General features: G+C 72.1%; 18 protein-coding genes and 1 pseudogene. 5 read left to right on the top strand and 14 right to left on the bottom strand.

All coding sequences use genetic code 11. From position 1 onward, the window contains the following. Positions 1 to 495 precede the first annotated feature (495 nt). Entirely contained in the window at positions 496 to 1,326 is an 831-nt protein-coding gene (locus QF027_RS08275; RefSeq protein WP_306984661.1) for an alpha/beta fold hydrolase, read from the bottom strand. A 166-nt stretch (positions 1,327 to 1,492) separates the two neighbouring features. Here QF027_RS08275 and QF027_RS08270 point away from each other — a divergent pair, with 166 nt between their 5' ends. Both QF027_RS08270 and QF027_RS08265 read left to right on the top strand, forming a co-directional pair. Beyond that, positions 1,493 to 2,377, top strand: coding sequence for an RNA polymerase sigma-70 factor (locus tag QF027_RS08270; RefSeq protein WP_306984663.1), 885 nt, complete (start codon positions 1,493 to 1,495; stop codon positions 2,375 to 2,377). A gap of 167 nt (positions 2,378 to 2,544) precedes the next feature. Then, positions 2,545 to 3,306 carry a GntR family transcriptional regulator gene (locus QF027_RS08265; RefSeq protein ID WP_306984665.1) on the top strand — a complete coding sequence of 254 codons (762 nt, stop codon included), beginning with the start codon at positions 2,545 to 2,547 and terminating at the stop codon, positions 3,304 to 3,306. A 76-nt stretch (positions 3,307 to 3,382) separates the two neighbouring features. Here QF027_RS08265 and QF027_RS08260 read toward each other — a convergent pair whose 3' ends face one another. The 3 genes from QF027_RS08260 to QF027_RS08250 form a co-directional block, all read right to left on the bottom strand. Continuing rightward, positions 3,383 to 4,540 carry an ROK family transcriptional regulator gene (locus QF027_RS08260; protein WP_306984669.1) on the bottom strand — a complete coding sequence of 386 codons (1,158 nt, stop codon included), beginning with the start codon at positions 4,538 to 4,540 and terminating at the stop codon, positions 3,383 to 3,385. An 85-nt stretch (positions 4,541 to 4,625) separates the two neighbouring features. Beyond that, on the bottom strand, positions 4,626 to 5,288 hold the full coding sequence (locus QF027_RS08255) for a response regulator (protein WP_062046925.1): 663 nt from the start codon (positions 5,286 to 5,288) through the stop codon (positions 4,626 to 4,628). A gap of 14 nt (positions 5,289 to 5,302) precedes the next feature. Continuing rightward, on the bottom strand, positions 5,303 to 6,472 hold the full coding sequence (locus tag QF027_RS08250; protein ID WP_306984675.1) for a sensor histidine kinase: 1,170 nt from the start codon (positions 6,470 to 6,472) through the stop codon (positions 5,303 to 5,305). A gap of 108 nt (positions 6,473 to 6,580) precedes the next feature. On the opposite strand from QF027_RS08250, the gene QF027_RS08245 reads away from it, so the two are divergent. The 3 genes from QF027_RS08245 to QF027_RS08235 all read left to right on the top strand — a co-directional run bounded on the left by QF027_RS08245 (position 6,581) and on the right by QF027_RS08235 (position 9,129). Then, entirely contained in the window at positions 6,581 to 7,501 is a 921-nt protein-coding gene (locus QF027_RS08245; RefSeq protein WP_307073713.1) for an ABC transporter ATP-binding protein, read from the top strand. A 1-nt stretch (position 7,502) separates the two neighbouring features. Then, positions 7,503 to 8,252 (top strand): ABC transporter permease, encoded by a 750-nt coding sequence (locus QF027_RS08240; RefSeq protein ID WP_307073711.1) that lies wholly within the window; start codon positions 7,503 to 7,505, stop codon positions 8,250 to 8,252. A gap of 430 nt (positions 8,253 to 8,682) precedes the next feature. Further along, complete coding sequence (locus QF027_RS08235; RefSeq protein WP_306984680.1) at positions 8,683 to 9,129, top strand: hypothetical protein; 447 nt, start codon at positions 8,683 to 8,685, stop codon at positions 9,127 to 9,129. A gap of 4 nt (positions 9,130 to 9,133) precedes the next feature. Here the strand turns inward: QF027_RS08235 and mug are convergent, their stop codons facing one another. The 10 genes and pseudogenes from mug to QF027_RS08185 all read right to left on the bottom strand — a co-directional run bounded on the left by mug (position 9,134) and on the right by QF027_RS08185 (position 19,217). Continuing rightward, a complete protein-coding gene (mug, locus tag QF027_RS08230; protein WP_307073709.1) occupies positions 9,134 to 9,679 on the bottom strand; it encodes a G/U mismatch-specific DNA glycosylase in 546 nt (181 codons plus the stop codon). A 13-nt stretch (positions 9,680 to 9,692) separates the two neighbouring features. Beyond that, positions 9,693 to 11,136 (bottom strand): annotated as a pseudogene (gene purB / locus QF027_RS08225) (adenylosuccinate lyase). Between the two features lie 59 nt (positions 11,137 to 11,195). Then, complete coding sequence (locus QF027_RS08220; RefSeq protein ID WP_307082319.1) at positions 11,196 to 11,336, bottom strand: DUF4326 domain-containing protein; 141 nt, start codon at positions 11,334 to 11,336, stop codon at positions 11,196 to 11,198. Between the two features lie 38 nt (positions 11,337 to 11,374). Continuing rightward, positions 11,375 to 12,148 (bottom strand): SGNH/GDSL hydrolase family protein, encoded by a 774-nt coding sequence (locus QF027_RS08215; protein ID WP_307073707.1) that lies wholly within the window; start codon positions 12,146 to 12,148, stop codon positions 11,375 to 11,377. A 94-nt stretch (positions 12,149 to 12,242) separates the two neighbouring features. Next, positions 12,243 to 13,256 carry a hemolysin family protein gene (locus tag QF027_RS08210; RefSeq protein ID WP_307073705.1) on the bottom strand — a complete coding sequence of 338 codons (1,014 nt, stop codon included), beginning with the start codon at positions 13,254 to 13,256 and terminating at the stop codon, positions 12,243 to 12,245. Continuing rightward, positions 13,253 to 13,855 carry a hypothetical protein gene (locus tag QF027_RS08205; protein WP_307073703.1) on the bottom strand — a complete coding sequence of 201 codons (603 nt, stop codon included), beginning with the start codon at positions 13,853 to 13,855 and terminating at the stop codon, positions 13,253 to 13,255. The genes QF027_RS08210 and QF027_RS08205 overlap by 4 nt, the downstream gene beginning before the upstream one ends. Beyond that, positions 13,852 to 15,177 (bottom strand): hemolysin family protein, encoded by a 1,326-nt coding sequence (locus tag QF027_RS08200; protein ID WP_306984689.1) that lies wholly within the window; start codon positions 15,175 to 15,177, stop codon positions 13,852 to 13,854. Before QF027_RS08200 ends, QF027_RS08205 begins: the two co-directional genes overlap by 4 nt. A gap of 49 nt (positions 15,178 to 15,226) precedes the next feature. After that, positions 15,227 to 15,652: a GNAT family N-acetyltransferase gene (locus tag QF027_RS08195; RefSeq protein ID WP_307073701.1), complete on the bottom strand. Its 426-nt coding sequence runs from the start codon at positions 15,650 to 15,652 to the stop codon at positions 15,227 to 15,229. A 57-nt stretch (positions 15,653 to 15,709) separates the two neighbouring features. Continuing rightward, a complete protein-coding gene (locus QF027_RS08190; RefSeq protein WP_307073699.1) occupies positions 15,710 to 16,600 on the bottom strand; it encodes an LLM class F420-dependent oxidoreductase in 891 nt (296 codons plus the stop codon). Positions 16,601 to 16,649: 49 nt separating this feature from the next. Further along, on the bottom strand, positions 16,650 to 19,217 hold the full coding sequence (locus QF027_RS08185; protein ID WP_307073697.1) for an ABC transporter permease: 2,568 nt from the start codon (positions 19,215 to 19,217) through the stop codon (positions 16,650 to 16,652). Positions 19,218 to 19,220: the final 3 nt, after the last annotated feature.

The raw sequence follows: 19,220 nt of genomic DNA, 5'->3' as shown, positions 1-19,220 counted from the left end.
GCGTTGCTCGTCGCCCTGGGCGCCTTCGCCGTGCAGGGCTGGGGCCGTACGGACGGCACGGGCATCGCCTTCTCCGTGTGCGCGCTGGCCGGTGAGGTCGGTTTCGCGGTGCTCGCCGTACCTGTGCTGCGGCCACTGGGGCCACGGCTGTTGTCCGCCACCGTCTGCGCGGTCGCCGCCGTCGAGGCCGCGGTGGTCGGACTGTTCCTGGACGGCACCGCGTGGCTGCGCCGCCCCGACACGGCCGAGGCCGCCGCGCTGCTGTGGCAGGCGGCGGTCGTCACCGTCGTCGGGTTCGTGTGCTGGTACATGGGCATGCAGCGGATCGGCCCGGAGCGCGCCACGCTGTTCTCCGGGCTCATCCCGGTCGCGGCCGCCTCCACCGCGCCCCTGGTCGGAACGGGTTCCTACGGCGCCGCCCAGGCCGTGGGCAGTGCCCTGGTCGGCGCCGGAGTCGCCCTCGGGTCAGGGGCGTTGAGCCGGCGGCGGAAGGTCTCAGCGGCTGCCGTCGAGGATGACGCGCGCGACCAGAGCGGGGTCGTCGTTCATCGGGCAGTGGCCGCAGCCGGGCAGCCGCACGAGCCGGGCCCGGGGAATGATCTGCTTGGCCCGCACCCCCTGCCGGCGCACGAGCAGCATGTCCCTGGTGCCCCAGGCCACCGTGACCGGCAGCCCCGGGATGTCGTCGCCGAACTGGACGGCGGTACCGGCCCGGAGCGTTGCGTCGAAACCCGTGGCCTGCGCCAGGGCGAGCGTCTCGGCGACCACGGCCTCGGGTGAACGCAGCCCCGGGCGCGCATAGATGGTGCTCGTGAGCATCGTGCGGCCGGCCGCGCTGCGCGACAGCCGCTCGACCAGCGGCAGCGGCAGCCGCCGGGAGATGTGCCGCATCGCGAGCAGTACCCCGAACGCGTAGCGCCGCTCGGCGCGCGACCAGAACCCGGCGGGAGACAGCGCGGTGACGGACCGTACGAGCTGCTCGCGGCCGAGTTCCAGGGCCAGCAGACCGCCGAGGGAGTTGCCCGCCACGTGCGGGCGGTCCAGCTCCAGGGCCTCGCAGAACGCCCCGAAGACGGACGTCGTGGTGGCCAGGTCGTACGACAGCCCCTCGGGCAGCCCCGGCGACGCGCCGAACCCGGGCAGGTCCACGGCGATCACGTCGCGCTCGGTCGCCAGGATGTCCACCACCGGGTCCCAGGCCTGCCGATGGTGACCTATGCCGTGCAGCAGGAGCAGCGGCTCACCGCGGCCCACGCGCGCGTAGGAGACGGTCACGGGCTGCGGCCCGTCGGCGGAGGGGACTTTGAAGGAGACGGTGGTGGACATGAGGGCTCCTTGACGGCGACTCACGGGCTGAGGCAGGCGCACGGCGGACGCGCTGTAGACAGCTTGTCAGCAATTACTACTGGCGGGTAGACCCTCAGATCCCTCGGGACCCGCCGCCCGCCGATATCGCCTGGACACGAACCGGCGTCTGGGTTGGGATGAACCCGTGGCCACTGACACCGAGACCGATGTCTTCGAAGAACACCGCCCCGTCCTCATGGGCGTCGCCTACCGCATGCTCGGGCGCGTCGCCGACGCCGAGGACTTGGTGCAGGAAGCCTGGCTGCGCTGGTCGGCGGCCGACCGGAGCGAGGTGCGCGAACCGCGCGCCTATCTGGTCCGCGTCACCACCCGGCTGGCGATCGACCGGCTGCGCCAGGTCAAGGCGCGCGGTGAGACGTACGTCGGCCCCTGGCTGCCCGAGCCGTACGTGACCGACTTCGGGGACACCGTGCCCGACACCGCCGAGCAGGCCGTCCTCGCCGACTCGGTTTCCCTCGCGGTCCTGGTCGTCATGGAGTCGCTGTCACCGCTGGAGCGGGCGGTGTTCGTCCTCAGGGAGGCCTTCGGCTACCCGTACGCCGACATCGCCGCCATGCTCGACCGCGGCGAACCGGCCGTACGGCAGCTCGCGGGGCGGGCCCGCAGGCACGTCGAGGAACGACGGCCGCGGTACGAGGTCGACCCGGTCCGGCGCCGCGATCTGACGGAGCGTTTCCTCGCCGCTGCGGGCGGAGGCGACCTGGAGGGGCTGATGTCGCTGCTCGCCCCGGACGTCCGGCTCGTCGGGGACAGCGGCGGCAAGAGCAAGGCGCCGCTGCGGGTCCTGGAGTCGGCCGACCACGTGGGCCGTTTCCTCGTCGGCGTCGCCGGAAAGGGCGTCCCGGACATCACGTGGCGCTTCCTGGAGCTCAACGGCGGACCGGCGGTGCTCTTCCTGTCGGGCGGAAAGCCCGACTCCGTCTTCCAGCTGGACATCCTGGACGGCCTCATCCAGTCCGTCTACGTCATCCGCAACCCCGACAAGCTGCGCGCCCTGCCGGCTGCCTGAATGCCTCATTAACGCTGTGTGGCATCACGCCCGCGCGCCCCAGAGGGGATCGAGGATTGGTCTTGACCAAGGGTGGGGGCCGCCCTATGGTCGCAGAGAAGTGCAACAACCTTTAATAAACAAGGGCGCTAAAACGCCGCCGGACCACGGCGATTGCGGAGGACAGGGTGGGGACCACGCAGCTCGAAACGGTGCCGGAACCGAAGTACTGGCATCTCAAGACGGTGCTCAGTGAGGCACTGGACTCCGAATTCACCGTGGGCGAGATCCTGCCGAACGAGCGCGATCTCGCCGCCCGTTTCGGCGTCGCCCGCGCCACGCTCCGCCAGGCTCTGGAGCAACTGGAGCTGGAAGGCAGGCTGCAGCGCCGCCGCGGCGTCGGTACGACCGTCGCGCCGCCGCGCGTGGGCGTGGCCGTCGGTACCGAGCAGCACGCCTGGCCCGGTGCGGCCGGGGACGACTGGCAGGCCGTCGACTGCGCCTCCGCGGTGCCGCCCGCGGCCGTCGCTGACGCCCTCGGGACCGACCGCGAGCAGCCGGTGCACACCGTGCGCCGCTCCCGGATGACCCACGGCCAGCCCGTCGCCGCCGAGCTGCTGTACATCCCCGAGGCGTCGGTGCCGGAGCTCTCCGCCATAGACACGCCGTCCGGGGCGGCACGCGCGCGTGCCGTGCTGCGCGAACTGCAGCGCCTGGAGCTGGAGAGCCGGGAGAACGCCGTCGAACTCGGCTCGGCCCGCGCGGACGACGCGAAGGAGCTGGACCGCCTGCCCGGGGCTCCGGTCCTCGTCGTCACCACCCGCTACCTGGCGGGGGGCCGCACCGCGGCCGTCTCGGTGGCCACCTACCGTGCGGACACCTGCCGGCTGACCTTCGGGGACTCCGGCGCGGTGGAGATCCACGAGGGCCCGGAACGCCGGGCCTCCTGAGCGCTGCGGCGGTGCCCCGGACCTCGGTCCGGGGCACCGCCGTATGTCATCGGTCCGCAGCGCGGGACCGGTCTGCTCATCGCCGCGCCGTGACCGTGCCCTCCACCGCGAACAGCTGCTCCTCCACATGGTCGAGAGCCAGTCGCAGCGCACCCGTCGCCACGGCCGCCTCGCCCAGGAGCGACAGGGTGACCTTCGGCGGCCGCAGACAGTAGCGGTCCAACTCGCGCCGCAGCGGCTCCAGTACGCCGTCCAGGCCGGCCGCCCAGCCGCCGACCACGACGAGTTCCGGGTCGAGGGCCAGGACGAGCGCCGCCACGTCGTGGACGAGCCGCTGGATGAACCGGTCCACGGCCGCCCGGGCCCGTTGGTCGCCCTCACGGGCCTGTGCGAAGACCGCGGCGACCGCCTGCTCGTCGAGCGGGTGCAAAGGCTCGTCCGTGGTGGACAGCAGCGTCTCGGGGGTGACCTCGCGGCCCAGCAGATGCAACGCGCCGATCTCCCCGGCCGCCCCGCCGTACCCCCGGTGCAACCGCCCGCCGATCAGCGAACCTGCCCCTGGACTCAGTCCGGCCAGCACGAACACCACGTCGTCGGACTCGGTGGCGGAGCCCTTCCAGTGCTCGGCGACCGCGGCCGCGTTGGCGTCGTTCTCCACCAGTACCGGGCACTTGAAGGAACGGCTCAGCCGCTCGCCGAGACGCAGCCCCGTCCACTCGGGCAGCGCCGCGCACAGCCGTATGGTCCCGTCCGCCTCCACGATGCCCGGCGAGGCGACCCCCACGGCCCACAGGGAGTCGCGCGCGACCCCGGCCCGGCGCAGCAGTTCGGCGACCGCGGTGCGCAGCCGCTCCAGACGGTCGTCGGCGGACGCCGTCTCGTCGACGTCCTTGGCGACGGCGCCGAGCACCCGGCCGTCGAGGTCGGACAGGAGCGCGGCGACCCGGTGGGGCCCGATGTCCAGGCCCAGCAGGTGCCCGGCCTCGGCCCGGAACCGGAATCGCCGCGCGGGCCGTCCCTGCCGCCGGGCGACGCTCTCGTCCGCCGCCTTCTCGACCACCAGGCCGCTCTCGATGAGCCCCTCGACGACCCCCTCGACCGTCGGCCGGGACAGACCCGTCACCCGGGTGACCTCGGTCAGCGTCGCGCAGTCCGTGGCGCGCAGCGCGTGCAGTACCACCGCGGAATTGATTCTTCGCAGGAGTGAGGGATCCCCGCCGGTCAGTCGCCCCAACGTCCGTCCTCCCAGCTCGTGCGCGTGTGGGGCGGATGGTACAGGTCGCTCCGCCACCCTGCCGCCCTGCCGGCCGATTCACTTTTCACCCCGGCGCGACGAACCCCGATTCGTACGCCGCGATCACTGCCTGCGTTCGGTCCCGCGCTCCCAGCTTGGCCAGGACGGCGCTGACGTGTGACTTCACGGTCTCCGTGCCGACGATCAACCGCGCGGCGATCTCCGCGTTGGACAGTCCGCGCGCCATCAGCCGCAGCACCTCGGCCTCCCGCTCGGTCAGCTGGGCCCGCTCCATCGCGGCCCGGGCGGCACGGTTGCCGCCCTCCTCGCCGTACTGGGCGGCCAGCTGTCGTACCGAGGCCGGGAACAGCAGTGACTCACCCTCGGCGACCAGCCGCACCGCGTGCACGATCTCGGCCGGCCGGGCCCGCTTCAGCAGAAACCCGTCGGCACCGGCCCGCAGCGCCTCGTACACGTACTCGTCGTTCTCGAACGTCGTCACCACGAGGATCTTCGGCGGCTCCTCGACCGTCCGCAGCACCGCGCGCGTGGCCTCGATGCCGTCCAGCAGAGGCATCCGTACGTCCATGGCGACCACGTCGGGCCGCAGCTGCCGTACGAGGGGGATCACCGCCGCCCCGTCGGCCGCCTCGCCGACGACCTCGATGTCGGGCTGCGCCTCGAGCACCGCCCGCAGACCGGCGCGTACGAGGGGTTCGTCGTCGACGAGGAGAACGGTGACCGGCATCCCGTCAGCGTAGATCAGCGAAGCGGCAGCTCGGCATGCACCTGCCAGTCACCCCGGTCGGGCCCGGTGTGCGCGCGGCCGCCGAGCAGGGCCGCCCGCTCGCGTATCCCGCGCAGCCCGCTGCCCCGCCCGGGGCCGGGTATGTCGGCCGTCAGCGGATTGCGGACCTCCAGGGCGAGGGCCTCGTCCGTGACCTCGATACGGATCCGGACCGGGACGGCCCCCGCGTGCCGCAGCACATTGGTCAGCGACTCCTGGAGGATCCGGTAGCCCTCGCGGGAGACCGGCCCGGGCACGGTGTCCACCGGCCCGGTCAGTTCGGCGTCCACCTTGGCGCCGGACGCGCGCGCGGACTCCAGGAGCCGGTCGGCGTCCGTCAGCGTCGGGCGGCTGCTCACCGGCCGGTCGGACTCCCGCAGGATGCCGAGGACACGCTCCAGGTCCTCCAGCGCGGCCCGGCCCGTCTCCTCGATGGCGTCCAGGGCACGGTCCGTGAAGGCCGGATCGCCGGCCGTCCGCGCGGCACCCGCCTGGACGACGGCGACCGTCAGGGCGTGCCCGATGGAGTCGTGCAGCTCGCGCGCGATACGGGTGCGCTCCAGGAGCCGCTCGGTGCGCTCCTCCATGGCGGCCAGGCGCTCGGCGGGGGAGGGGCCGAGCAGCCGGAGCGCGAGCGCGGTGATCAGACGGCCGGAGCCGACCACCGTCGCCGCCAGCGCGGCCAGCGACAGGGGCGCGAGCAGGACGTGCCACCACCGGTGGCCGTCGAGGAGGATCAGCACGCCCTCGTCGATGTCACGGCCGAAGGCCGACGCCACCAGGTCCACCGAGCTGATCAGCAGTTGCATGCTGAGCATCGCCGTCGCGTAGCCGAGCAGCAGACGCGCCTCCAGCCACACGACGAGCCGTCCCCGGTCGCTCCAGGACGCCGACGGCGCGACGACGATGTCGATGCTCTCGCTGTTGTGCCGGTGCCCCGTCAGCAGCAGCCTCGCCTGGAGCCCCTCCACGGTGCGCATCGCGGGTACCAGCCCCGCGGGCGCGAGCGTCACGGCCGCCACCAGCCAGGTCCACCAGGCTTCCTCGACGAAGATCCACATGGCCGGCCACACGACGGCGATGAACAGATGCAGCCATCGTGTGTACGTCACCGCCCGACCGAACGGGCGCAGCAAGCGGACCATTTGGTCATCGTGCCAGCCGCCACCGACAACGAGCCTCCCCCGCAGGGGGGAGACGATCTCCACACGCGGGGGAGGCCCCACCCCTGCGGCACCGGTCAGGCTGCTGCCATGACCAGCATCGAAGTCCAAGCACTCACCAAGGAGTTCGGCCCCCGACGAGCCGTGGACGACGTCACCTTCAGGGTCCTGCCCGGCCGTGTCACCGGCTTCCTCGGGCCCAACGGCGCCGGAAAGTCCACCACCATGAGGCTCGTCCTCGGCCTCGACCGTCCGACCTCCGGGACGGCCACGATCGGCGGCCGCGCCTACGTCACACTCGACGAACCCCTGCGGCATGTGGGCGCCCTGCTCGACGCCCAGGCCGCGCACGGCTCCCGCTCCGGCCGCGACCACCTGCGCACGCTGGCGGCGAGCAACCGCATCCCCGACCGCCGGGTCGAGGAGGTGCTGGAGCAGACGGGGCTGGCCTCGGTCGCAAGGCGCCGTGTGAAGACGTACTCCCTGGGCATGCGGCAGCGGCTCGGCATCGCGGCCGCGCTGCTCGGCGACCCCGGCGTGGTCATGCTCGACGAGCCCTCGAACGGCCTCGACCCCGAAGGCATCATCTGGATCCGCGAGTTGCTGCGCCGGCTGGCCGGAGAGGGCCGCACGGTGTTGGTCTCCAGCCACCTCATGAACGAGACCGCGTCCTTCGCCGACCACCTCGTCGTCCTGGGCCGGGGGCGGCTGCTCGCCGACACACCGATGCGGGAGTTCATCCACGCACGCGTGCGGCCCGGCGTCCGCATCCGCACGACGGACCCCACCGCCCTCAAGAGCGCCCTCGCCCGGCACGGTCACGACGCCGTGGAGCACGAGGACGGGCACTGGGCCGTGCAGCACGCGCGCGTGGACGAGATCGGCGCCATCGTCTCCGCCGCGCGCGTGCCGCTCCTCGAACTAGCCACGCAGGAAGCCACTTTGGAACAGGCCTACCTGGATCTGACCGCGACCGAGACAGAGTTCACCGCACAGCCGCAGGAGGCCTGACATGTCGTCCTCACCCGTCCCCCGCTCCTTCGCCCCGGTCCTCCGCTCCGAGTGGCTGAAGATCCGTACGCTGCGCTCGCTCCTCGGCGCGCTGTCGGCCCTGTTCGCGGCGACCACCGCGTTCTCCGCGATCGCCGGAGTCTCCGAGACCTCGGACCCCGCATTCGATCCGCTGTTCATGGCGCTGTCCGGGGTCGCGCCGGGCCAGATCGCGGCCATCTCCTTCGGAGCCATGGCGGTGTCGTCGGAGTTCCACGGGGGTGGACTCCGGCTCTCGCTGGCCGCGGTGCCGCGGCGGGGGCGGTGGTTCGCGGCGAAACTGCTCGCGATCGGCGTGCCGACGCTGGCCGTCGGGCTGGTCACCGCGTTCGCGGCGCTCGTCGTGGCACGGGCCGGGCTCGGGGACGCGGCGAGCGGCCTCTCCACGGGAGAGCAGACGCGCGGTGTCGTCGGCTGTGCGGTCTACCTCACGCTGATGGCCTTGTTCGCGGCGGGAGTTGCGGCCCTGTTGCGCAGTGGTGTGGGCGCGCTCTCCCTGATCATCCCGTTCATTCTCGTCGTCTCGTTCGTGATCGGAGACGCGGCTGGGGGAAGTGTCGCCGACTTCCTGCCCGACAGGGCCGGACAGGCCGTCCTGTACGAGACCCCCGACCGGACTCTCGGACCATGGGCCGGACTCGGCGTGACCACGCTGTGGACGGCGGCCGCCGTCGCGGCGGGCGCGTGGAGCCTGCGTCGCCGGGACGCCTGACCCCTGGGCGGGTCCGTGGCCGGGATGCTTGACCCTACGGTGGTCCGTGGCCGGGACGCGCGACTCGCCGGCGGTTCGTGGCCGGGGTGCCTGACGCCACGACCGGTCCGTGGTCGGGGTGTCCGGCTCCATGACTGGTCCGTGGCCGGGGCGCGCGACTCCGGCGGTTCGTGGTCGGGGGCCTGCCCGCCGGTGGGTTCGTGGCCGGGGTGCCTGACTCCACGACCGGTCCGTGGTCGGGGTGTCCGGCTCCATGACTGGTCCGTGGCCGGGGCGCGCGACTACGGCGGTTCGTGGTCGGGGGGCCTGCCCGCCGGTGGGTTCGTGGCCGGGACGTCCGACCCCACGACCGGTCCGTCGCCGGGGCGGGCGACCTCCGAGTCACTTGACGCCCCGCCAAATGTCAGTGGGGGCCGGTTTACTGGATCACATGGACAGTGCGAAGTACCTCGCCGCGATCGACTCGCTGTGCGCCCGCGACCTGACCGCGGCGGACGGCGAGCCGGTGCCCTACGGGGCGGGACCCGGGTACCGCATCGAGTCGTTAGTGGTGAGCCACGGGACGCGGACCGGTGACGCGGCGCGCCGCATGGCGACCGTGGCGGACTTCTACGCCCTGAAGAGCTACATAGCGCAGCAGTTGGACGACCGCTGGGGCAGGCAGCAGCCGCTCTGGGGCATGGGCACGCTCCGGGTGCACAGCGAGCGGGGCGAGGAGATACCCGAACCCTGGGCCACGACGAGCTCCGTGGCGGACGACCTGGACCTGTGGCAACCCCCGGGCTCGGACCGCTGGATCGCCCTCGGCGTGGGCTACCGGGACACCACCGACGAGGTCCACGTCCTGGCCGTGGCCTCGGACATCGACCCGGTCTGACCCGCTAGCCGTCCGCCGCCACCCGGAGCCGGGCGAACTCCTCGGCCATCGGCGCCGCCGTCCAGTGCGCGTTGAGGCCACTCGGATTCGGCAGCACCCACACGCGCGTCTTCCCGATCCTCCGCCCCTGCGGCCCGACCTTCGCCTTCCTGTCGTCGAAGGCCGCGCGATAGGCGGTGACCCCCACCACGGCCAGCCAGCGGGGCCTGAGCCGCGCGACCTTCTCGGCCAGCAGCCGCCCGCCCTCGCGATACTCCTCGGCGCTCAGCTCGTCCGCCCGCGCGGACGCCCGCGCCACGACATTGGTGATCCCGAGCCCGTACGACAGCAACTCCTGCTGCTCCGACGGCTTCAGGAGCCTCGGGGTGAAGCCGGACAGATGAAGCACCGGCCAGAACCGGTTGCCGGGCCGAGCGAAGTGATGGCCTGTCGCGGCCGTCATCAGACCGGGGTTGATGCCGCAGAACAGTACACGGAGACCGTCCGCGACCACGTCCGGTACAAGACGGTCGCGGGCGGCCTCCAACTCCTCGGGGGTGAAGCGCGTCATCGCGTGAGGAGTGTCAGAGGATCGCCCCGGGTGTGTAGCCCGCGGCGGCCGGATGCTGCTTGACGATCTCCTCGATCCGGCCGACGACGACGGCGACCTGGTCGGCCGCGGCGCCCGTGAAGGACAGCTTGTCGGCCATCAGCGAGTCCAGCCCGGCCCGGTCGAGCGGAATGCGCTCGTCCGCGGCCAGCTTGTCGAGGAGTTCGTTGCGCTCGGCGCCCTGCTCGCGCATCGCGAGGGCGGAGGCGACGGCGTTCTCCTTGATCGCCTCGTGCGCGACCTCACGGCCGACACCCGCGCGCACCGCGCCCATCAGCACCTTGGTGGTGGCGAGGAAGGGCAGGTAGCGGTCCAGCTCGCGCGCGACGACGGCCGGGAAGGCGCCGAACTCGTCGAGGACAGTCAGGAAGGTCTCCAGGAGACCGTCGAGAGCGAAGAACGCGTCCGGCAGCGCGACGCGGCGCACCACCGAGCAGGACACGTCGCCCTCGTTCCACTGGTCGCCCGCCAGCTCGCCGGTCATCGAGGCGTAGCCGCGCAGGATGACCATCAGGCCGTTGACGCGCTCGCAGGACCGGGTGTTCATCTTGTGCGGCATCGCGGAGGAGCCGACCTGGCCCGGCTTGAACCCCTCGGTCACCAGCTCGTGCCCGGCCATCAGCCGGATCGTCTTCGCCAGCGACGACGGGGCCGCCGCCACCTGCACCAGCGCGGTGACGACCTCGTAGTCCAGGGAGCGCGGGTAGACCTGGCCGACCGAGGTGAACGCCTGCGAGAAGCCCAGGTGACCGGCGATCCGCTGTTCCAGATCCGCCAGCTTCGAGGCGTCCCCGCCCCAGCAGGTCCAGCATGTCCTGCGCGGTGCCGACCGGGCCCTTGATGCCGCGCAGCGGGTAGCGGGCGAGGAGCTCCTCGACCCGGCCGTAGGCCACGAGCAGCTCGTCCGCCGCGGTCGCGAAACGCTTGCCGAGAGTGGTGGCCTGCGCGGCCACGTTGTGGGAGCGGCCGGCCATGACCAGCTCGCCGTACTCGCCGGCCAGCTTGCCGAGGCGCGCCAGGACGGCCACGCTGCGGTCGCGGATCAGTTCCAGCGAGAGCCGGATCTGGAGCTGCTCGACGTTCTCCGTGAGGTCCCGGGAGGTCATGCCCTTGTGGACCTGCTCGTGCCCGGCGAGGTCGTTGAACTCCTCGATCCGCGCCTTCACGTCGTGCCGCGTGACCTTCTCGCGCTCGGCGATGGAGGCCAGGTCGACGGTGTCCAGGACCCGCTCGTAGTCGGCGAGCGCCTCCTCGGGCACCTCGATCCCGAGGTCCTTCTGGGCCCGCAGCACGGCGAGCCAGAGCTGACGCTCGAGCTTCACCTTCTGCTCGGGTGACCAGAGCGTGGCGAGCTCGGCGGAGGCGTAGCGTCCGGCGAGGACGTTGGGGATGCGGGGCTTGGCGGGAGCGGAAGTCACGTGTACGGATTCTACTGGCGATTCGTGCAGGCCAGCGCCCGGGCCCCGTTCGTCGGAACCTACGAGAGGTAACCCGCGAGCTCCGCCAGCACATCGGCGTGACACGGTTCGGGCGCGCACCAGCAGGCCAGGGCCCTGCTGCGGCCGACCTGGACGAGGTCGGCGGACGCGTGTTCGAGGCGGGGGTCGTACTCGTGGATACGCCCCTGACGTTGACCACGCGCGTGTGCACGACGTCCTAGGGCTCGTAAGGCCGCAGGTCGGGCCGCTTCGGCGGCAGGCCGTCACCCGACGACCGCCCCGTCAGCCGCCGGCCGATCCACGGCAGCAGGTGTTGCCGGGCGAAGCGGGCGTCCGCGACGCGCCGCGCGACCCACCTCGGTGGGACCGTCGCCGGGATCGGCGTACGCCACTCCGTGTCCTCGGGGTCGTAGCCGAGGGTCTGCCACACGGCCTCGGCGACGCGGCGGTGGCCCTCGGCCGTCAGATGCAGGCGGTCCACGTCCCACAGGCGCGGGTCGGAGAGCGAGGGGGCGCCGTACAGGTCGACGACCACCGCGCCGTGCCGAGCGGCGAGCTCGTCGACGACCGTGAACAGTTCCTCCATGCGGGGCCGGAATCGCTCAAGGACCGGGCCCTGACGGCCGGGGCTGCGCATCAGCACCAGTTGCTTGCAGGACGGGGCCAGCCGCTCCACGGCCTCCGTCAGCAGGTCGCGGACCCGGACCATGTCGCACTTGGGCCGCAGGGTGTCGTTGAGCCCGCCCACAAGTGTGATCACATCCGTCTGCATCGCCGCCGCCACGTCGACCTGCTCGTCGACGATCTGCTGGATCAGCTTGCCGCGCACCGCGAGGTTGGCGTACCGGAAGCCGGGTGTCACGGCGGCCATCCGGCCGGCGAGAAGGTCGGCCCAGCCCCGGTAGGAGCCGTCCGGCAGCAGGTCCGACATGCCCTCGGTGAAGGAGTCGCCGACCGCGACCAGGCTGGAGTAAGTGGGATGAGTCTGCATGGCGGAAGAAATGGTAACCGCTGCACATACCCGGCGGTCGGTCACCCTGGGGCCCCGAACGGCAACTCACGCCCGCCGCTCGACCGAACCTCCCTCACGCCTGCCGTCCGAACAGTTCCCGCAGCACGTCCTCCATCGTCACCAGCCCCGCCAGCCGCCCGTCCTCGCCGAGCACCGCCGCCAGATGGGTACGGCTGCGCCGCATCGCCGTCAGTACGTCGTCCAGCGGTGTGCTCTCCCGGATCCGCGCGATCGGCCGCATGTCCCGCACCGGGAACGGCAGATCCCGCGGCGAGGCGTCCAGAGCGTCCTTGACGTGGAGGTAGCCGACGATCCGCCGCACCTCGTCCACCACCGGGAACCGTGAGAACCCGGACTCGTTCGAGAGCGTCTCCAGCTGTTCCGGTGTGACGCCCACGCGCGCGTAGACGACCCTTTCCAGTGGCAGCACCACGTCCCGCACGGGCCGTCGCCCCAGTTCCAGCGCGTCGTGCAGCCGCTCCCGCGCCCGCTCGTCGATCAGGCCCGCCTCGCCGGAGTCCCGCACGATCCGGGCCAGCTCGGCGTCCGAGAAGGTCGCCGTGACCTCGTCCCTGGTCTCCACGCGCAGCAGCTTCAGCAGGGCGTTCGCGAAGGCGTTGATCGCGAAGATCACCGGGCGCAGCCCGCGCGCCAGCGTGACCAGCGGCGGCCCGAGCAGCAGCGCGCTGCGCACCGGCTCCGCGAGGGCGATGTTCTTCGGGACCATCTCGCCGAGCAGCATGTGCAGATAGGTCGCCACGGTCAGCGCGATCACGAAGGACACCGCGTGCCCCGCGCCCTTCGGCACACCCACCGCGTGGAACACCGGCTCCAGCAGATGCGCGATCGCCGGCTCCGCGACCACACCCAGGACCAGCGTGCACAACGTGATCCCGAGCTGCGCGGCCGCCATCAGCGCGGAGACGTGCTCCAGCCCCCACAGCACGCTCTTCGCACGCCGGTCGCCCTGGTCGGCGTAGGGCTCGATCTGGCTGCGCCGCACCGAGATCAGCGCGAACTCGGCGCCCACGAAGAACGCGTTGACGACGAGAGTCGCCAGACCGATCAACAACTGGACGACGGTCATCCCTCGGCCCTCCGCTCGGGCGACTGGGGGGCGGCAGTGGCGCGGGTTGCCCCGGGCGGTGGCTGGGCGGGGGGCGTGGTGCGGGTTCCCTCTTCGGGTCGTCGGGGGCCGGTCGTGGTGCGGGGCCCCTGCGGCGGTGACTGGACGGCGGTCCTGGTGCGGGTCCCCTGCTTGGGCGGCCGGACGGCGGTCGTGGCGCGGGCCCCCTCCAGCGACTGGGGGGCGGTCGTGGCTCGGGCGCCCTTCGGTGACTGGGCGATGGTCATCGCGCGGGCCCCCTCCTCCGGTGATGGGGCGGCGGTTGTGATCCGGTTGCCTTCGCCGGTCAGGGGCGGGTGCGGCAGTACCCGCGTCTTGGGTGGCCGGGGAGTGGTCGTGGCTCGGGCGCCCTTCGGTGACTGGGCGGTGGTCATCGCGCGGGCCCCCTCCTCCGGTGATGGGGCGGCGGTTGTGATCCGGTTGCCTTCGCCGGTCAGGGGCGGGTGCGGCAGTACCCGCGTCTTGGGTGGCCGGGGAGTGGTCGTGGCTCGGGCGCCCTTCGGTGACTGGGCGGTGGTCATCGCGCGGGCCCCCTCCTCCCGCGACTGGGCGGCGGTCATGACTCGGTCGCCTCCCCGGTCAGGGGCGCGTGCAGCAGTACCCGCGAGGCCCGGCGGCCCTGGGCGTCCACCACGTCGAGCCGCCAGTCGGCGACCTCCACCGAGTCGCCGACGGCCGGAATCCGGCCGAGCTCCGTCGCCAGCAGCCCGGCCAGCGTCTCGTACGGCCCCTCGGGCGCCCGCAGGCCGACGCGCGCGAGCTGGTCCATGCGTGCCGAACCGTCGGCCCGGAAGAGCTCCCTGCCCTCCTCGTCGGTGCCCGCGGGGGCCAGGTCGGACGTCTCGTGGGGATCGTGCTCGTCCCGTACCTCGCCGACGACCTCCTCGACGATGTCCTCCAGCGTGGCCACGCCCGCCGTGCCGCCGTACTCGTCGATGACGACCGCCATCGTGCGCTTGCCGGACAGCCGGTCCAGGAGCCGGTCCACGGTGAGCGACTCGGGCACCAGCAGCGGCTCGCGCAGCAGCTCGGCGACCGAGGCGCGGGGCCGGAGTTCGGCCGGTACCGCCAGGACGTCCTTGATGTGCGCGATGCCGACGACCGAGTCGAGGCCGCCGCGGTAGACGGGGAACCGGGACAGGCCGGTCGCGCGCGTCGCGTTCGCCACGTCCTCGCAGGTCGCCTGGACGTCCAGGGCGATCACCTGTACCCGCGGGGTCATCACGTTCTCCGCGGTCAGGTCGGCGAGATTGAGCGTCCGCACGAACAGCTCGGCGGTGTCCGCCTCCAGCGCGCCCGCCCGTGCGGAGTGCCGGGCCAGCGCGGCCAGCTCCTGCGGCCCGCGCGCCGAGGCCAGCTCCTCGGCGGGTTCGAGTCCGAAGCGGCGCACCACCCGGTTGGCCATGTTGTTGAGGTGCGTGATGAAGGGGCGGAAGGCCGCGCTGAACCAGCTCTGCGCGGTGCCCACCCGCTTGGCCATGGCCAACGGCGAGGAGATCGCCCAGTTCTTGGGCACCAGCTCGCCGACCACCATCAGGAAGACCGTCGACAGCGCGGTGCCCAGCACCAGCGCCAGCGACCGGGAGGTGGACGGCGAGACCCCGAGCGACTCCAGCGGCCCCGCGATCAGTGCCGCGATCGACGGTTCGGCGAGCATGCCGACGACCAGGTTGGTGACGGTGATCCCGAGTTGCGCCCCGGACAGCTGGAAGGTCAGATGCCGTACGGCCTTCAGGGCGCCGGACGCCCCCCGCTCGCCGCGCTCCGCCGCCCGCTCCAGTTGCCCGCGCTCCACCGTGGTCAGCGAGAACTCCGCCGCCACGAAGGCACCGCAGGCCAGCGAGAGCAGGATCGCCACCAGCAGGAGGAGCACTTCGGTCATCGGGTCACCTCCGTCCCATGATCGGACAGGGTCCCCAGGATCGCCCGTCCTACCCTGCGAAGGGTTTCACCCATCGCCCCCACTGTTCCTCGGGCGCATACCCCGCCGCGCGCCACGCGTGCTGTGCCGTTTCGTTGCGCACCAGCACCATCGCGTCCCCGCGCCGCCCGCCGAGCCGTACGAACCGCTCCTCCGCGGCCGTGAGCAGCGCCGCCCCGATGCCCCGCCGCCGGCGCTCCGGGTGCACCGCGAGCCGGTACAGATGACACCGCCAGCCGTCGAAGCCCGCGATCACCGTGCCGACCAGTTCGCCGTCGAGTTCGGCGAGGATCAGCGCCTCGGGGTCCCGGGTGACGAGCCGCTCCACGCCGTCCCGGTCGTCGCTGATGCTCGTCCCCTCGGCGGCCTGCTTCCAGAAGGCCAGCACGGTGTCGAGGTCGTCGGGCGTCGCGGCCCGTATCCGCAGGTCGGTCATGCGGCGATCCCATCACGTCGGCCCCGCCCGGGACGGGAAATTCCAGGATCCGGACGGTTACCGACCGCGCAGTTGGGCCATCACCGGTGCGAACGCCTCCATGGAGGCCTCCAGCACCGTCAGATAGGTGAAGCCGTACCGCTCGCGCTGGGCCAGCACCTGAGCGACGATCTCCTCGACCGTGCCGATCAGCATGATGGGCAGATCCAGCGCCTGTTGCAGGGTCAGGTCCGGCACCCGGTGCAGGAAGGGCGTGGCCACCGCCTCGCGGTCGTCGGTGACCACCACCATCTGGATGAGCAGGTTCAGTTCGGCCGGTTCCTTGCGTCCCTCGGCCAGTTGCAGATAGCGCCCGACGCGTTCGTCGAGTTGCTCGGCGGTGGTCGGGGTCAGCTTGCCGGTCGTGTTCCCCGGCACCAGGGTCGCGCCGGTGAAGGCCGCGATGTCGGCGTGCTCGGCGGACAGTTTCAGCATCCGGTTGCCTATGCCGCCGATCAGCAGGGGCACCCGGGGCCGCTGCACCGGCTGCGGCACATGGTCCTCGGAGGACAACAGCCGCTCCAACTCCTCGACCGTGCGCCGGAGATGGTCCACCCGCTCGCCCGCCGAACCGAAGGGCAGCCCCGCCTGATCGTGCTCGGACTGCACATAGCCGGTGCCGAGGCCGAGTTCGAGGCGGCCGCCGGTGAGGGCGTCCACCGTGGCGACCTCGCGGGCGAGCAGCGTGGGGTTCCAGAAGCCCGCGTTGAGGACGAACGTGCCGAGGCGCGGTCGCTCGGTGACCTGCGCCGCCGCGACCAGCGCGGGGAAGGGCGCGACCTTGCCGAGATGGTCGGGGACCAGGATCACGTCGTAACCGAGTGCCTCGGCCTGTCGGCACTTGGTGCGCCAGTCCTCGTCGGTGGCGGCGGCGGTCAGGTTGACGGCGAAGCGGAACGGGCGGGGCATGAACTCTCCTCAGCGGTCTGCGACTTGAGTTGTCTGCCCCGCGATTCCATCACTCGTGCGCGATCGCCGCCAGTACGTTCATGCGCGATGCACGCAAGGCCGGCAGCAGTGCCGCCACGATGCCCACCACCGCCGAGCCGACGACGACCGCGACGATGGTGCCCCAGGGGATGGCCAGCGCGTTCATGCCCTGAAGCGCCAGCACCTGCTGGGTGCACACACCCCACACCAGCCCGAGCGCGAGCCCGAGGACCGCTCCGAACACGGCGATCACCACCGACTCCAGCCGGATCATCCGGCGTAGCTGACGCCGGGCGAGCCCGATGGCGCGCAGCAGCCCGATCTCCCGGGTGCGCTCCACGACCGACAGGGCGAGGGTGTTGACCACACCGAGCACGGCGATGACGATCGCGAGCCCGAGCAGCGCGTACACGAGATAGAGCAGGACGGCGATCTGGTCGTGGACCAGGTCCTTGTAGTCGGCGAGGTCGCGCACCTGGACCTGCGGATACGGGTCGAGTGTCTTTTCCAGGGCCGTGCGCAGCCGGTCGGCGCCGGCGCCGGAGGCGGCGTTCACATACAGCGCGGAGTCCCGGCCGCCCGGCGCGAACCGCTCCAGGGTGGACAGGCCGAAATAGATGCCGCCCTGCGTCCCGAACCCGTCCGCGGAGTCCTGGTCGGTGAGGGCGCCCACGGTCAGTTCGGTCCGGCGGCCGCCCTGGAACTCGACCGGGACCCTGCTGCCGACCTTGACGTCGTGGTCGCGCGCGAAGTCCAGGTCCATGGCCAGGTGCCCGGACGCGAGCGCGGCCGCGGTGTCGCCCTGCGCGTAGGTGATGTGGGCGACCTCGTCGAGCTGCGGGTCGTACCCCGCGGCGGTGGTCTCGACGCGCTTGCCGTCCGGCAGCCGTACGGCGACGGGTGCGAACCTCGACCGTACGACGAGCCCGGCACCCTCGGTCCTGCGCACCGCCTCCGTGACCTCCTGCGGGAACGGCAGGAAGTTGCCGTTCTGCACGACGAAGTCGGCGCCCAGCGTCTTGTCGATCTGATCGTCGAAGGACTTGGACATCGAGGCGCTGGCCACGGACATGCCGCCGACCAGGGCGAGGCCGACCATCAGGGCGGCCGCGGTGGCGCCGGTGCGGCGGGGATTGCGCAGGGCGTTGCGCTGGCTCATCCGCCCGACCGAGCCGTAGAGGGCGGGGAAGGCTCCGCCCAGTACCCGGATCACCGGCCGCACCAGCAGCGGGCCCGCGATGACGGTGGCGAGGAGCGTCAGGACGACACCGAGGCCCAGCAGGGAGGCCGCGGACGCCGTCCTCGACGCGGTGACACAGCCCACCAGCGCGGCCGCGCCCGCCGCGCCGACGACCCCGCCCACGATCGCCCGCATGCGCAGCGGCTTTCCGATCCCGGCGATCTCGGCGTCCGCGAGGGCCGCCATGGGGGAGACGCCGGCCGCGCGCCGGGCCGGGAGATAGGCCGCGACGAAGGTGACGCCCACCCCGACGACGTACGCCGCCACGGGTGTTCCCCAGCCGATGACCATCTCGCTCGTCCGGATGTTCATGCCGAAGGCGTTCATCAGCGAGATGAGCCCGACGGCCAGCCCGATACCCGTGCCGAGCCCGACCGTGGAGCCGACGAGTCCGAGCAGGGTCGCCTCGGTGAGCACCGAGCGGCGGACCTGGCGCCGGTCGGCACCCAGTGCGCGCAACAGGCCCAGCTCACGGGTGCGTTGGGCGATCAGCATCGAGAAGGTGTTGACGATCAGGAACACACCGACGAGGACGGCGATCCCGGCGAATCCCAACATGACGTACTTGATGACGTCGAGGAATCCGCCCAGTTGGTCGACATCCGACTTCGCCTGCTCGTCGGCGGTCCGGTACTCGTAGGTGCCCGTCCCGAGCGCGGCGGCCACGCGCTGCTTGAGCTGGTCGTTGCCGACGCCCTCCGCCGCGTCGATCGAGATGCTGGTGGCGGACTTCGAGGAACCGAGCAGCTTGGCCTGCGCGGTCGGTGGATCGAGGAACAGCAGCGTGGCACCGGGGTTGGTGGTGGTGAACGTGACGATGCCGACGATCCGGACCTTGAAGGAGCCCGGCGCCGCGATCACGGTGAGCGGGTCGCCGATGTGCAGGTTTTTACGGTCGGCGGTCTCCGAGTCGAGCAACGCCTCGGACGGGCCGTGCGGGGCGTGGCCCGAGGTGAGTTTCACGGGGCTGCGCGAGGTCGGGTTCCAGTCGGTGCCGATGGTGGGGGCGCCGGTGGTCGAGCCCACGGACTCGTTCTCGGAGTCGGCGACGGTGATCCCGTCGTCCTGGGCGTCGAAGCGCGCGGTGGCGACTCCCTCGATCCGGGACACGCGGTCCGCGAGCGCGGCGGGCAGGGTGGCCGTCGTCCCGGACGGGATGGCCTCGCTCAGATCCTCTTTGGGACTGATCGTGAGGTCCGGTGCGGTCGAGGCGAAGAGCCGGTCGAAGGTGCGGCTCAGCGTGTCGGAGAAGATCAGGCTGCCCGAGACGAACGCCACGGACAGCACCACGGCCAGCGCGGAGAGCACCAGCCGTCCCTTGTGCGCGAGGAAACTGCGGAGCGTAGCCTTCAGCACGAC

Origin of the sequence: Streptomyces canus, from assembly GCF_030816965.1 — a bacterium.
Classification (GTDB): domain Bacteria; phylum Actinomycetota; class Actinomycetes; order Streptomycetales; family Streptomycetaceae; genus Streptomyces; species Streptomyces canus_E.
This window is presented reverse-complemented; position numbering and strand designations above follow the sequence as displayed.